Here is a 14,985-nt window from a genome sequence, read left to right as displayed (position 1 = left end):
AGCACTTCACTTTCAGGCTTTAGCGTATCGCCATCTTCATTTTTGCGGACAGAAAGATGGAACATTTTGACGTAGCCATTATCGGGTTAGGCCCGGCAGGCGCAGCGCTGGCGCGGCAGTTGAGTGGAAAAATGCGCGTGATCGCGTTGGATAAAAAACACCAGTGTGGCAACGAAGGTTTCACCAAACCCTGCGGCGGTCTGTTAGCCCCGGATGCCCAGCGTTCGTTTATCCGCGACGGGATAACCTTACCCGTTGATGTCATCGCTAACCCACAAATATTTAGCGTTAAAACGGTTGATGTTGCAGCCTCTTTGACGCGTAACTACCAGCGCAGCTACATTAATATCAACCGCCATGCTTTTGATTTATGGCTTAAATCTCTCATTCCTGATGATGTACAGGTGTACCACGACAGCCTGTGTCGGAAAATCTGGCGCGAGGGCGATAAATGGCATGTTATCTTCCGCGCCGACGGTTGGGAGCAGCAGATCACCGCGCGTTATCTGGTGGGAGCCGACGGCGCGAACTCACTGGTACGCCGTCATCTCTATCCCCGGCACCAGATCCGTAAATATGTTGCTATTCAACAATGGTTTGCGGAAAAGCATCCCGTCCCGTTCTATTCCTGCATTTTTGATAACGACGCAACCGACTGTTATTCCTGGAGTATCAGCAAAGATGGCTATTTTATCTTTGGCGGTGCCTACCCGATGAAGGACGGTCAGGCGCGCTTTGACGCGCTGAAAGCGAAGATGGAAGCGTTCCAATTTCAGTTCGGAAAACCGGTGAAAAGTGAAAAATGTACGGTGCTGTTTCCTTCACGCTGGAAAGACTTCGTCTGTGGCAAGGACAACGCATTTTTGATTGGCGAAGCGGCCGGTTTTATCAGCGCCAGCTCACTGGAGGGGATTAGCTATGCGCTGGACAGCGCGGAGGCGCTCAAATCTGTATTGTTGCGGGATGCACCAGATATGAATCACGCTTACCGCAAAGCCACCCGCAAGTTACGTCTCAAACTGTTTGGCAAAATCCTGAAAAGTCGGGCCCTGACGTCGGCGTTTTCCCGCAAATGGATAATGCGCAGCGGCGTGGCGCATATTCCTCAAGGTGACCACTCAGTATCACAACTAATTGCTGAAACAGGGCAAATGCGCCAAGGCATTTGCCCATAACATCTTATTTCAGCGCAAACTTCTCAATGGCATATGCGACGCCATCTTCAAGGTTAGATTTCGTCACAAAGTTGGCGATTTCTTTGACTGACCCAATAGCGTTGTCCATGGCAACGCCCACGCCTGCGTATTCAATCATCGCGATGTCGTTTTCCTGATCGCCAATCGCCATCACCTCTTCAGCTTTTATACCCAACGCATCGGCCAGCGATTTCACGCCAGTCCCTTTATTGACGCGTTTATCGAGGATTTCGAGGAAATACGGTGCACTTTTCAGCACGGTGTACTTCTCTTTTACTTCCGCAGGTATGCGCGAGATAGCTTTATCGAGGATCTCCGGCTCGTCAATCATCATCACTTTCAGGAACTGGGTTGCGGGATCCATTTTCTCGGCTTCACAGAACACCAGCGGAATCGTCGCAACAAACGATTCATGTACCGTGTAGTAACTGATATCACGGTTCGCGGTATACAGGGTGTTGCGATCGAGAGCGTGGAAATGCGAGCCAACGTCCCGGGAGAGCTGCTCCAGATAACGATAATCATCATAGCTCAACGCGGTTTGCGCGACAGTACTGCCATCCCCTGCTTTCTGCACTAGCGCGCCATTGTAGGTAATACAGTAGTCACCGGGTTCTTCCATATGCAATTCTTTCAGATAGCTGTGGACGCCGGCATACGGGCGCCCCGTGGTCAGCACCACATTTACGCCACGCGCGCGCGCTGCGGCAATCGCCGTTTTGACCGCGGGTGAAATGGTGTGATCGGGCAGCAGAAGTGTGCCATCCATGTCGATAGCAATAAGTTTGATAGCCATGAGTTCCCCGGATTAAATGAGTCCGTCCTCATGCTAACGCGATTCCGCTCAAAAAACAGCTACGAAAAGGGGGATAGAAAGGGGAATCGAGATTCCCCTTTTGCAGGACGGTTGTAGACCTGGGTGCAAGTTAGATATCGATGTTCGCCGCTTTCAGGGCGTTTTCTTCGATAAACGCGCGACGCGGTTCAACGGCATCGCCCATCAGCGTAGTGAACAGCTGGTCGGCGGCAATCGCATCCTTCACGGTAACGCGCAGCATACGACGGCTTTCCGGATCCATGGTGGTTTCCCACAGCTGATCCGGGTTCATCTCGCCCAGACCTTTATAACGCTGGATAGCGAGGCCGCGACGTGACTCTTTCTGCAGCCATTCCAGCGCCTGCTCAAAGCTGGCAACCGGCTGGCGGCGCTCGCCACGTTCGATAAACGCATCGTCTTCGATCAGCCCGCGCAGCTTCTCACCGAGCGTACAAATACGACGGTATTCGCCACCGGTCACAAACTCGTGATCCAGAATATAGTCGGTATCCACACCGTGAGTACGGACGCGCACAATCGGCTCAAACAGGTTCTGCTCTGCGTTGTGGTGGATATCAAACTTCCACAGGCTGCCGTGCTGTTCTTTTTCGTTCAGCTCGGTAATCAACGAATTAACCCAGCGGGTAACGGTCTGCTCGTTCGCCAAATCAGCTTCCGGCAGCGTCGGTTGATAAACCAGTTCTTTCAGCAGCGCTTTCGGGTAACGACGTTCCATACGGCCAATCATTTTCTGCGTCGCGTTGTATTCAGAAACCAGTTTTTCTAACGACTCACCTGAAAGAGCAGGTGCGCTGGCATTAGTGTGTAGCGTTGCGCCATCCAGAGCGATAGAAATTTGGTACTGATCCATCGCTTCGTCATCTTTAATGTACTGTTCCTGCTTACCTTTTTTCACTTTGTACAGCGGTGGCTGTGCAATGTAAACGTGGCCGCGTTCCACGATTTCCGGCATCTGACGATAGAAGAAGGTCAACAGCAGCGTACGAATATGCGAGCCGTCGACGTCCGCATCGGTCATGATGATGATGCTGTGATAACGCAGTTTGTCCGGGTTGTACTCGTCACGACCGATGCCACAGCCGAGCGCGGTGATCAGCGTCGCCACTTCCTGAGAAGAGAGCATTTTATCAAAGCGCGCTTTCTCGACGTTGAGGATTTTACCCTTCAGCGGCAGAATCGCCTGGTTTTTACGGTTACGGCCCTGCTTCGCAGAACCGCCTGCGGAGTCCCCTTCCACAAGGTACAGTTCGGACAGCGCCGGGTCGCGTTCCTGACAGTCCGCCAGCTTGCCCGGCAGGCCCGCTAAGTCCAGCGCGCCTTTACGACGGGTCATTTCACGCGCGCGACGTGCCGCTTCACGGGCACGTGCAGCATCAATAATTTTGCCAACGACGATTTTCGCGTCAGACGGGTTTTCCAGCAGGTATTCGCTCAGCAGTTCGTTCATCTGCTGTTCTACCGCCGATTTCACCTCAGAGGAGACCAGCTTGTCTTTGGTCTGTGAGGAGAACTTCGGATCCGGTACTTTCACGGAAACAACGGCAATCAAGCCTTCACGGGCATCATCACCGGTGGCGCTGACTTTGGCTTTTTTGCTGTAGCCTTCTTTGTCCATGTAGGCGTTCAGGGTACGGGTCATCGCCGCACGGAAACCTGCAAGGTGAGTACCGCCGTCACGCTGCGGAATGTTGTTGGTGAAGCAGTAGATGTTTTCCTGGAAACCATCGTTCCACTGCAGCGCAACTTCAACGCCGATACCGTCTTTTTCGGTGGAGAAGTAGAAGATATTTGGGTGGATCGGCGTTTTGTTTTTGTTGAGGTATTCAACAAACGCCTTGATGCCGCCTTCGTAGTGGAAATGGTCTTCTTTACCATCGCGCTTGTCGCGCAGACGAATAGAGACGCCGGAGTTCAGGAACGACAGCTCGCGCAGACGCTTAGCCAGAATCTCGTATTCAAACTCAACGACGTTGGTAAAGGTTTCGTGGCTTGGCCAGAAACGTACCTGAGTACCCGTCGCTTCTGTTTCGCCGGTTACCGCCAGCGGCGCCTGCGGCACACCGTGCACGTAAGTTTGCTGATGCACTTTACCTTCGCGGCGAATCACCAGCTCCAGTTTCTGTGACAGGGCGTTTACTACGGACACACCTACGCCGTGCAGACCACCGGAAACTTTATAGGAGTTATCATCGAATTTACCGCCTGCGTGCAGAACGGTCATGATAACTTCCGCCGCCGAAACGCCCTCTTCCGGGTGAATACCGGTTGGGATACCACGGCCATCATCGGTAACGGACACGGAGTTGTCAGCGTGAATCGTTACAACGATATCTTTACAGTGACCCGCGAGCGCTTCGTCGATAGCGTTATCTACCACCTCGAATACCATGTGGTGCAGACCGGTGCCGTCATCCGTGTCGCCGATATACATACCCGGGCGCTTACGCACCGCATCCAGTCCTTTCAGGACTTTGATACTGGAGGAGTCATAAGAATTCGACATCAACGTTTCTCGCTCATTTAAACTTGGGTTAATCCGTTATTTTACCCTTTTCCACGGTGAACATCTTCGAATTTTTGTCCGACATGTCCAGAACGTGTTCAGCGCTGATTGCGCTGACAAAGACCTGAGATTGCGTCGCTTTTAAGCGGCTGGCTAACAGCCCACGACGGGCATCATCAAGTTCAGAGGCAAAATCATCTATCAGGTAGAGACACCGCCGCCCACTTTCGCGGGTGAGGAACTCCCCTTGCGCCAGACGTAAGGCGCACATCAGCAGCTTTAGCTGCCCACGCGACAACGTGTCTTCCACCGGCGCACCGTCAGCGCGAATGCGAAAATCCGCTTTGTGCGGACCGTGTGCGGTGTAGGTCAACATGCGATCGCGTTCAAAACTGCGTTCCAGCACTTCGGCATAATCGGTCTCTTTCTCCCAGCCGCGCTGGAATGAGAAGGAGAGAGAAAATTCGGGTAGAAACTGCTGACAGGTATCCGCCATATCCTGCGCGATACCGGCGCTGTACTCCGCGCGCCAGGTGCTGATTTGTTCCGCCAGCGGGATCAGTTCTTTATCCCACGGACGCAGTTGCTCATAACGACTCACCTGGCGCAGGGCTGCGTTGCGCTGCTTTAGCAGTCGCTTCAGATTGCTCCAGGCGGTGAAAAATCCGGCTTCATTGTGAAAGCATCCCCAGTCAAGGAATGCTCTTCTGTATTTGGGGCCGCCATTGAGTAAAGTAAACCCCTCTGGCGTGATCAGTTGCATCGGCATCAGGTGCGCCAGTTCCGCGACCTTGTGCCCGTCAGTGCCGTCAATGCGCACTTTGCTGTCGCCCAGTTTGTCTTTCGTCAGGCCAATCGATGTCTCACGCTCTTCCCCCTGCAAACGCCCGTGTAAAACAAACGACTCCTGCTCGTGGCGAATTACGCGGCCAATCTGCAAACTGCGAAACGCCCGACCGTGGCCGAGCGTATAGATGGCTTCCAGCACGCTGGTTTTGCCGCTGCCGTTCGCGCCAACCAGGAAGTTAAAGCCAGGGGATAAAGCGAGATCCGCGCTTTCGATATTGCGAAAGTCGCGGATCAACAGACGGGTGAGCGACATTACAGTCTCATTGGCATAACAACATAAGCCGCGCTCTGGCTGGCAGCATCTTCAATCTGTACGCTCGATACGGAATCGGTCAGCAGAATACGAACGTTCTCGCACTTCAGCGCGTTTAGTACGTCCAGTACGTAGCTAACGTTAAAACCGATTTCCAGTTCAGTGCCAGGATAGGAGACATCCAGAATTTCTTCCGCTTCTTCCTGCTCCGGGTTGTTGGCGGTGATTTTCAGCTGGTTTTCACTGACATACAGACGCACGCCGCGGAATTTCTCGTTAGAGAGGATCGCCGCACGAGCAAATGCCTGTTTGAGGATATCGCAACCGGCTTCCAGATGTTTGTCCGGATTCTTCGGCAATACGCGGCGATAATCCGGGAAACGACCATCAACCAGCTTGGAGGTAAAGATGAAGTCACCCACGTGCGCACGAATGTTGTTGCTGCCAATCTGCACGCGCAGCGGGTTGTCGCCGCCGTCGAGCATACGCATCAGTTCAATTACGCCTTTACGCGGAACGATCACCGAATGGCTGGGTAACTGCTGACCGACAGGCATTGAACAGACCGCCAGGCGGTGACCGTCGGTCGCCACGGTACGCAGCTCTTCCCCTTCGGTTTCAAACAGCATGCCGTTTAAGTAGTAACGCACGTCCTGATGCGCCATAGAAAACTGCGTGGCTTCAATCAGGCGCTTCATCGTGGCCTGCGGCAAAGTGAATTCGACTTCGCTCTGCCAGTCGTCCAGATTCGGGAAGTCGGCGGCAGGCAGCGTAGACAGCGAGAAACGGCTGCGGCCAGAACGCACCAGCATGCGATCGCCTTCCAGTTGAACGGCAATTTCCGCGCCTTCCGGCAACCCACGGCAAATATCGAAGAATTTACGCGCCGGAACGGTGGTCGCACCAGGTTCATGAGGCTGGATCAGCGCCACGCGCGCCACCATCTCCATTTCGAGATCGGTACCGGTCAGAGAAAGCGCACCGTCAGCAACCTGCAGCAGCAGATTTCCGAGAATAGGCAGTGTAGGACGTCCACCCAGCGGGCCGCTGACCTGCTGAAGCGGTTTTAATAAATGTTCACGTTCAACGGTAAATTTCATAGCGTCACGAAGATAATGTTCTGATTAAATTGGAGAAATCTTCTTTAATATCATGGCTTTCTTCACGCAACTGCTCAATCTTGCGACAGGCATGAAGCACGGTAGTATGGTCACGCCCACCAAACGCGTCGCCAATTTCCGGCAGACTGTGGTTAGTGAGCTCTTTTGCCAGCGCCATCGCCATCTGGCGCGGACGAGCTACCGAGCGAGATCGACGCTTAGAAAGCAGATCCGCAATTTTGATTTTGTAATACTCCGCCACCGTCTTCTGAATATTGTCGATGGTGACCAGCTTTTCCTGCAAAGCCAGCAGATCGCGCAACGCTTCGCGCACGAAATCGATGGTAATCGCCCGGCCGGTAAAATTAGCGTTGGCGATCACGCGGTTCAGTGCGCCTTCCAGCTCACGTACGTTAGAGCGTAGACGCTTGGCAATAAAGAACGCCACTTCACCCGGCAGACGAATGTCGTTTTCGTCGGCTTTTTTCATCAGGATCGCGACGCGCGTTTCCAGCTCAGGCGGCTCGATCGCAACAGTCAGTCCCCAGCCGAAGCGGGATTTCAGACGATCTTCAACGCCGTTGATCTCTTTCGGATAGCGATCCGAAGTCAGGATGATCTGCTGATTGCCTTCCAGCAGGGCGTTAAAGGTGTGGAAAAACTCTTCCTGCGATCGTTCTTTATTCGCGAAGAATTGGATATCGTCAATCAGCAGCGCATCCACGGAACGGTAGTAGCGTTTAAACTCTTCGATCGCGTTGTTTTGCAGGGCCTTAACCATGTCCTGCACAAAACGTTCGGAGTGCATATACACCACTTTCGCGTTTGGCTTACGCGCCATAATACCGTTACCGACAGCGTGCAGCAGGTGGGTTTTACCCAGACCCGTACCGCCATAAAGAAATAACGGATTGTAGGCGCCACCAGGATTGTCCGCCACCTGACGTGCCGCCGCGCGCGCCAGTTGGTTAGATTTACCTTCAACGAAGTTATCAAACGTGTGTTTGACGTTGACGTTAGAACGATAGGTAGGTTCTGCCGGTGCCGGGACGTTATCCCAGCCTGAGCGCGCCGCCGGAGCGGCACGTTGCGGTTGCACTTGCTGAGCCACGTAAGCGGGCGCAACAACGTTGTTCACCGGCGTTTTCAGCGTTTGCGTGACGGGTTTAGTACCGACTTCAAAGCGCAGCTGCGGGGCATCCGCTCCACAGAAGTTATTGAGTAATCCATTAATATTATTAAGGTATTTATCCCTTACCCAATCAAGCACGAAACGGTTTGGCGCATACAAAGCCAGCGTGTTATCGCTCAGTTCCGCCTGCAACGGGCGTATCCACATACTGAACTCTGTGGCTGGTAACTCATCCTGCAATCGGGCAAGACACTGCTGCCAAAGCGAAAGTGACACGGCGGACTCCACTCGAACAAAAGTCGATAAATGACAAAGGCTGAAACATTCATGATTGTTGACGCACATCGACAAGACCCTATGCAAAGGGTGACGTGCGAATTGCTATCTGCAATTTTTACCCGATCAGGATCCATTGAAACGATCAGGACCGCGGATCATAGCGTAAACTGAGAAAGAGATCTTCTGTTTCTCACAGATTCTTCCCGATTTATCCACAGGATGATCCAGAATCGGCTAAGTGTAAACGATCCTGGAGAAGTGCTGCAGGTTTTAGCGCGCATATTGAAAAAATTAATGAGTAAAGATGCTTTACTGCTTAAACGATCTAATAAAGATCCCGAGCGATCCTTGCGCTTTATCCGCCAGCCCGTATAATTCTTACCCCCAGCGAGTAACGGTCGCCTTAAGGCGTCAACGCTGCCTGTTTTATACGCGAAACCATGCGGAAAAAAGCGGGAAATAAGGAAAGAGAATTGACTCCGGAGTGTACAATTATTACAATCCGGCCTCTTTAATCACCCACACTGTGGCGTAAGTCGTTCGAAATTCGTTCGGGTATACGCAAAAGTCAGTGAATTTATTCAAGTTTAGGTAGAAATCGCCATGAAACGCACTTTTCAACCGTCTGTACTGAAGCGCAACCGTTCTCACGGCTTCCGTGCTCGTATGGCTAATAAAAATGGTCGTCAGGTTCTGGCACGTCGTCGTGCTAAAGGCCGTTCTCGTCTGACCGTTTCTAAGTAATAAAAGCTAGCCCCTGAGTGGTTAAGCTCGCATTTCCCAGGGAGTTACGTTTGTTAACTCCCACTCATTTCACATTCGTCTTCCAGCAGCCACAACGGGCTGGCACGCCGCAAATCACCATCCTCGGCCGCCTGAATTCGCTGGGGCATCCCCGTATCGGTCTTACCGTCGCCAAGAAAAACGTTAAACGCGCGCATGAACGCAATCGGATTAAACGTCTGACACGTGAAAGCTTTCGTTTACGTCAGCACGAACTTCCAGCAATGGATTTCGTGGTGGTGGCGAAAAAAGGGGTTGCTGACCTCGATAACCGTGCTCTCTCGGAAGCGTTGGAAAAATTATGGCGTCGCCATTGTCGCCTGGCTCGCGGGTCCTGATAGCCCTTATTCGGGTCTATCAACGCCTGATCAGTCCGCTGCTTGGGCCGCATTGCCGTTTCACTCCAACCTGCTCGAGCTACGGAATTGAGGCATTGCGCAGGTTTGGAGTGATAAAAGGCAGTTGGTTGACGGTGAAACGCGTATTAAAATGCCACCCTTTACACCCTGGTGGTGACGATCCCGTCCCGCCCGGACCATTTGATACCAGAGAACACTAACGATGGATTCGCAACGCAATCTTTTAGTCATCGCTTTGCTGTTCGTGTCTTTCATGATCTGGCAAGCCTGGGAGCAGGATAAAAACCCGCAACCTCAGGCCCAACAGACCACGCAGACAACGACCACCGCAGCGGGTAGCGCCGCAGACCAGGGCGTACCGGCCAGTGGCCAGGGGAAACTGATTACGGTTAAAACTGACGTGCTTGATCTGACCATCAACACCCGTGGTGGTGATGTGGAACAGGCTTCACTGCCAGCTTACCCGAAAGAACTCGGTTCTACCGAACCGTTCCAGTTACTGGAAACCACGCCACAGTTCATCTACCAGGCACAGAGTGGCCTGACAGGTCGTGACGGCCCGGATAACCCGGCTAACGGCCCGCGTCCGCTGTACAACGTCGAAAAAGACGCGTTTGTACTGGCTGACGGTCAGAACGAACTGCAGATCCCGATGACCTATACTGACGCAGCGGGTAACACATTCACTAAAACGTTTGTACTCAAGCGCGGTGAATATGCTGTCAACGTTAACTACAGCGTGCAGAACGCCGGCGAAAAACCGCTGGAAGTCTCCACCTTTGGTCAGCTGAAGCAATCCATCAATCTGCCATCTCATCGCGACACCGGTAGCAGCAACTTTGCGCTGCACACCTTCCGTGGCGCGGCGTACTCCACGCCGGATGAGAAGTATGAGAAATACAAATTCGACACCATTGCTGAAAACGAAAACCTGAACGTCAATGCTAAAGACGGCTGGGTCGCAATGCTGCAACAGTATTTCGCAACGGCATGGGTTCCGCGTAACGACGGCACCAACAACTTCTATACCGCTAACCTGGGTAACGGCATTGCCGCTATCGGCTATAAATCACAGCCGGTGCTGGTTCAGCCTGGCCAGACTGGCGCGATGACCAGCACCCTGTGGGTCGGCCCGGAAATTCAGGATAAAATGGCGGCAGTTGCACCGCACCTGGATCTGACCGTGGATTACGGCTGGTTGTGGTTCATCTCTCAGCCGCTGTTCAAACTGCTGAAGTGGATCCATAGCTTCCTGGGTAACTGGGGCTTCTCCATCATCGTTATCACCTTTATCGTTCGTGGCATCATGTACCCGCTGACTAAAGCGCAGTACACCTCCATGGCGAAGATGCGTATGCTGCAGCCGAAGATTCAGGCTATGCGTGAGCGTCTGGGTGATGACAAACAGCGTCAGAGCCAGGAAATGATGGCCCTGTACAAAGCTGAGAAGGTTAACCCGCTGGGCGGCTGCTTCCCGCTGATCATCCAGATGCCAATCTTCCTGGCGTTGTACTACATGCTGATGGGCTCCATTGAACTGCGTCATGCGCCGTTCGCTCTGTGGATCCATGACCTGTCTGCACAGGACCCGTACTACATCCTGCCGATCCTGATGGGCGTGACGATGTTCTTCATTCAGAAGATGTCTCCGACCACCGTGACCGACCCGATGCAGCAGAAGATCATGACCTTTATGCCGGTCATCTTCACCGTGTTCTTCCTGTGGTTCCCGTCAGGTCTGGTGCTGTACTATATCGTCAGCAACCTGGTAACCATTATTCAGCAGCAGCTGATTTACCGTGGTCTGGAGAAACGTGGCCTGCATAGCCGCGAGAAGAAAAACTCCTGATACTAGTCGCAGGGGCGTTGGCTGAATTTGCTTGCCGCCTTCCTGCACTTGAATTATTTCGAGTATTCACGGTAAAGTTAATGCCAGAGAAGGCGGTCATTAGACCGCCTTTTTTACATTTACAAGAGAGCTATCATGAACCATAACGACACCATCGTCGCTCAGGCCACCCCACCGGGACGTGGTGGCGTGGGTATCCTGCGCATCTCCGGCCTGAAGGCGCGCGAGGTTGCAGAAACCGTACTGGGGAAACTACCAAAACCGCGCTATGCCGACTATCTGCCGTTTAAAGACGCGGATGGCAGCACGCTGGATCAAGGAATTGCCCTGTGGTTCCCCGGTCCGAACTCCTTTACCGGTGAAGATGTTTTAGAGCTTCAGGGCCACGGCGGTCCGGTGATTCTCGATCTGCTGCTTAAACGTATTCTGATCATTCCCGGGCTGCGCATTGCCAGACCGGGTGAATTCTCCGAGCGTGCGTTTCTCAATGATAAGCTTGATCTGGCCCAGGCAGAGGCAATTGCCGACCTGATCGATGCCAGCTCAGAGCAAGCCGCTCGCTCGGCGCTGAACTCGTTGCAGGGCGCATTTTCTGCACGGGTAAATCATCTTGTGGAAGCGCTCACTCACCTGCGCATCTACGTGGAAGCGGCGATCGACTTTCCGGATGAAGAAATCGACTTCCTGTCTGATGGCAAGATTGAAGCGCAGCTCAACAACGTTATCAGCGATCTCGATGCTGTTCGTGCCGAAGCGCGTCAGGGCAGCCTGCTGCGCGAAGGGATGAAGGTGGTCATTGCCGGTCGCCCAAATGCCGGGAAATCAAGCCTACTGAACGCGCTGGCAGGTCGTGAGGCGGCCATTGTGACCGACATTGCGGGTACGACTCGCGACGTACTGCGTGAGCATATTCATATCGACGGTATGCCGCTGCACATCATCGACACTGCCGGTCTGCGCGATGCCAGCGATGAAGTTGAACGCATTGGTATCGAACGCGCGTGGCAGGAAATTGAACAGGCCGACCGCGTTCTGTTTATGGTTGATGGCACCACCACCGACGCCGTGGACCCGGCTGACATCTGGCCAGACTTTATTGCCCGCCTGCCAGCCAAACTGCCGATTACCGTGGTGCGTAACAAAGCGGATATTACCGGTGAGACGCTGGGCCTTAGCGAAGTAAATGGCCACTCACTGGTTCGCCTATCCGCGCGTACCGGTGAAGGCGTTGACGTGCTGCGTAACCATCTCAAACAGAGCATGGGCTTTGAAACCAATATGGAAGGCGGCTTCCTGGCGCGCCGTCGTCACCTGCAGGCGCTGGCAGAAGCGGCGGAGCATCTCGAGCAGGGTAAAGCCCAACTGCTCGGAGCATGGGCCGGAGAATTGCTGGCAGAGGAACTACGTCTGGCGCAGCAGAACCTCAGTGAGATCACCGGGGAATTTACCTCCGACGATCTGCTGGGAAGGATTTTCTCCAGCTTCTGTATTGGCAAATAACGTTCTGTTGCCCGGTGGTGCGATGCCTACCGGGCCTACAGTACCCGTAAGTCGGATAAAGCAAAGCGGCTATCCGGCTACAAGTAATTTCCCATATGGAAATCACTGTTGTCCAAATGGCAACTCGTGCAGTTGACTCTCTGCCCGTATGCTTAGCGCCACATTCCTCATGAGGTCGCTATGACACGCTTTCTAATCTGCAGTTTCGCCCTGGTGTTACTCTATCCCGCGGGTATTGATATGTATCTGGTGGGGCTGCCCCGTATTGCTGCCGATTTACAGGCCAGCGAGGCGCAACTGCATATCGCGTTTTCGGTTTATCTGGCGGGAATGGCGACGGCGATGCTGTTTGCCGGGAAAATTGCCGACCAGTCAGGACGCAAACCCGTCGCTATTGTCGGCGCCCTCATCTTTATTTTCGCCTCTGCGCTGTGTTCATTCGCCGAAAGCGGTACGCCGTTTCTCACAGGCCGCTTTATTCAGGGCGTAGGCGCAGGCTGCTGCTATGTGGTGGCTTTCGCCATCCTGCGCGATACGCTCGATGATCGCCGCCGGGCGAAGGTACTGTCGCTGTTGAACGGTATCACCTGTATCGTGCCGGTACTGGCACCGGTGATGGGGCATCTGATTATGCTCAAATACCCGTGGCAGAGCCTGTTCTACACGATGATCGGTATGGGGGTGGCCGTTTGCCTGCTGTCAGTGTTTATCCTGCGAGAATCGCGCCCAGCGACGCTCCCGGCATCTGCAGAGAAGAACCACCTATCTGAATCGCTGGTGAACCGTTTTTTCTTAAGCCGTCTGGCCATCACCACTCTCAGCGTGTCGGTGATCCTGACCTTCGTGAATACTTCGCCGGTGCTGTTGATGGAAGTAATGGGCTTTGACCGTGGTGAGTACGCCACCACGATGGCCATGACCGCAGGCATCAGTATGGCGGTCTCTTTCTCTACGCCATTCGCCCTGAGCGTGTTTAAACCTCGCGTTCTGATGCTGACCTCACAAGTGCTGTTTCTGTCTGCCGGCGTGGTGTTAACTCTTGCCAGTACGCATATGATGACGCTGTTTGGGCTGACCTTAATCTGTGCCGGGTTCTCGGTCGGCTTCGGTGTCGCGATGAGCCAGGCGCTGGGACCTTTCTCGCTGCGTGCGGGCGTTGCCAGCTCGGCGTTAGGTATTGCGCAGGTTTGCGGTTCCTCGCTGTGGATATGGCTGGCGGCGGTGCTCGGTCTTGATGCGCTGAATATGCTGATCGGGATTCTGATTGGCTGTAGCATAGTGAGTATCATGCTGATTATCACAGTTGCACCTAACCGGTCCACGCCAACTCATGAAGAAATCCCTCAGCAGTCTCGATCTTAATTTATTGCTCTGCCTGCAGCTGTTGATGCAGGAACGCAGTGTTACCAAAACAGCCAAACGGATGAACGTCACGCCGTCGGCAGTCAGCAAGTCGCTGTCTAAACTGCGGGCCTGGTTTGACGATCCACTGTTTGTAAACACCCCGCTGGGGCTAACGCCCACACCGCTGATGGTCAGCATGGAACAGAATCTGGCAGAGTGGATGCAGATGAGCAACCAGTTGCTGGATAAGCCACACCATGAAGCGCCGCGCGGGCTGAAGTTTGATCTGGTGGCCGAAACGCCGCTGGTGATGATCATGTTTAACGCGCTCTCCCGACAGATCTATCAGCGTTATCCCCAGGCGACGATCAAAATACGCAACTGGGACTATGATTCGCTGGATGCAATTATTCGCGGCGAGGTGGATATCGGCTTTACTGGCCGGGAAAGCCATCCGCGTTCGCGTGAACTGTTGAGTTTGCTGCCGTTGTCGATCGACCATGAAGTGCTGTTTTCCGATCTCCCCTGCGTCTGGCTACGTGAAGATCATCCGGCATTGCAGGAAGAGTGGAATCTGGACACATTTCTGCGCTATCCGCACATCAGCATTAGCTGGGAGCAAAGCGATACCTGGGCGCTGGATGAAGTCCTGCAAGAGATGGGGCGCGCGCGCAATATTGCGTTATGTCTGCCCGGTTTTGAGCAGTCGCTGTTTATGGCCGCCCAGCCGGATCACGCGCTGATAGCCACAGCTCCGGTTTATTGCCAGCGTTATAACCAACTCCACCAGCTTCCGCTCGTGGCGCGTCCTATGCCTTTTGATGCCGCGCAGCTGGAAAAAATGCGCGTACCGTTCACCCTTCTTTGGCACAAACGTAACAGTCATAATCCTAAGATCGTCTGGTTGAAAGACACCATCAAGGCGCTTTATCGCGATATGTCCTGACGTTGCACCGCCACTTTGTTGCTAAATCGACTATTCTGGCAACAGAAATGTAAA

General features: G+C 53.5%; 13 protein-coding genes. 8 read left to right on the top strand and 5 right to left on the bottom strand.

What is annotated here, in order from left to right:
- The first annotated feature begins 56 nt into the window (after positions 1-56).
- Complete coding sequence (gene cbrA / locus B9P82_RS21545) at positions 57-1,175, top strand: colicin M resistance lipid reductase CbrA (RefSeq protein WP_049271669.1); 1,119 nt, start codon at positions 57-59, stop codon at positions 1,173-1,175.
- Between the two features lie 4 nt (positions 1,176-1,179).
- Here cbrA and yidA read toward each other — a convergent pair whose 3' ends face one another.
- The 5 genes from yidA to dnaA all read right to left on the bottom strand — a co-directional run bounded on the left by yidA (position 1,180) and on the right by dnaA (position 8,147).
- On the bottom strand, positions 1,180-1,992 hold the full coding sequence (gene yidA / locus B9P82_RS21540) for a sugar-phosphatase (RefSeq protein ID WP_016155065.1): 813 nt from the start codon (positions 1,990-1,992) through the stop codon (positions 1,180-1,182).
- Between the two features lie 130 nt (positions 1,993-2,122).
- Positions 2,123-4,537 carry a DNA topoisomerase (ATP-hydrolyzing) subunit B gene (gene gyrB, locus B9P82_RS21535; protein ID WP_101700895.1) on the bottom strand — a complete coding sequence of 805 codons (2,415 nt, stop codon included), beginning with the start codon at positions 4,535-4,537 and terminating at the stop codon, positions 2,123-2,125.
- A 28-nt stretch (positions 4,538-4,565) separates the two neighbouring features.
- Positions 4,566-5,639 (bottom strand): DNA replication/repair protein RecF, encoded by a 1,074-nt coding sequence (gene recF, locus B9P82_RS21530; protein WP_016155067.1) that lies wholly within the window; start codon positions 5,637-5,639, stop codon positions 4,566-4,568.
- Positions 5,639-6,739: a DNA polymerase III subunit beta gene (gene dnaN, locus B9P82_RS21525; RefSeq protein ID WP_016155068.1), complete on the bottom strand. Its 1,101-nt coding sequence runs from the start codon at positions 6,737-6,739 to the stop codon at positions 5,639-5,641. Before dnaN ends, recF begins: the two co-directional genes overlap by 1 nt.
- 4 nt (positions 6,740-6,743) lie before the next feature.
- A complete protein-coding gene (gene dnaA / locus B9P82_RS21520) occupies positions 6,744-8,147 on the bottom strand; it encodes a chromosomal replication initiator protein DnaA (protein ID WP_016155069.1) in 1,404 nt (467 codons plus the stop codon).
- Between the two features lie 606 nt (positions 8,148-8,753).
- On the opposite strand from dnaA, the gene rpmH reads away from it, so the two are divergent.
- The 7 genes from rpmH (at position 8,754) to yidZ (ending at position 14,931) form a co-directional block, all read left to right on the top strand.
- Positions 8,754-8,894 carry a 50S ribosomal protein L34 gene (gene rpmH, locus B9P82_RS21510; RefSeq protein WP_003023858.1) on the top strand — a complete coding sequence of 47 codons (141 nt, stop codon included), beginning with the start codon at positions 8,754-8,756 and terminating at the stop codon, positions 8,892-8,894.
- 17 nt (positions 8,895-8,911) lie between these two features.
- On the top strand, positions 8,912-9,271 hold the full coding sequence (rnpA, locus tag B9P82_RS21505) for a ribonuclease P protein component (protein WP_003844432.1): 360 nt from the start codon (positions 8,912-8,914) through the stop codon (positions 9,269-9,271).
- Positions 9,235-9,492 carry a membrane protein insertion efficiency factor YidD gene (yidD, locus tag B9P82_RS21500; protein ID WP_003023846.1) on the top strand — a complete coding sequence of 86 codons (258 nt, stop codon included), beginning with the start codon at positions 9,235-9,237 and terminating at the stop codon, positions 9,490-9,492. The genes rnpA and yidD overlap by 37 nt, the downstream gene beginning before the upstream one ends.
- 2 nt (positions 9,493-9,494) lie before the next feature.
- Positions 9,495-11,141, top strand: a complete 1,647-nt coding sequence (gene yidC / locus B9P82_RS21495; protein WP_003023844.1) for a membrane protein insertase YidC — start codon at positions 9,495-9,497, stop codon at positions 11,139-11,141.
- A 135-nt stretch (positions 11,142-11,276) separates the two neighbouring features.
- A complete protein-coding gene (gene mnmE / locus B9P82_RS21490) occupies positions 11,277-12,641 on the top strand; it encodes a tRNA uridine-5-carboxymethylaminomethyl(34) synthesis GTPase MnmE (protein ID WP_016157817.1) in 1,365 nt (454 codons plus the stop codon).
- A gap of 180 nt (positions 12,642-12,821) precedes the next feature.
- Positions 12,822-14,003, top strand: coding sequence for an MFS transporter (locus tag B9P82_RS21485; protein WP_046276205.1), 1,182 nt, complete (start codon positions 12,822-12,824; stop codon positions 14,001-14,003).
- On the top strand, positions 13,972-14,931 hold the full coding sequence (gene yidZ, locus B9P82_RS21480) for an HTH-type transcriptional regulator YidZ (protein WP_016155073.1): 960 nt from the start codon (positions 13,972-13,974) through the stop codon (positions 14,929-14,931). Before B9P82_RS21485 ends, yidZ begins: the two co-directional genes overlap by 32 nt.
- The last annotated feature ends 54 nt before the right edge of the window (positions 14,932-14,985 follow it).

This window comes from Citrobacter sp. L55 (assembly GCF_002850715.1).
Taxonomy (GTDB): Bacteria; Pseudomonadota; Gammaproteobacteria; order Enterobacterales; family Enterobacteriaceae; genus Citrobacter; species Citrobacter braakii.
This window is presented reverse-complemented; position numbering and strand designations above follow the sequence as displayed.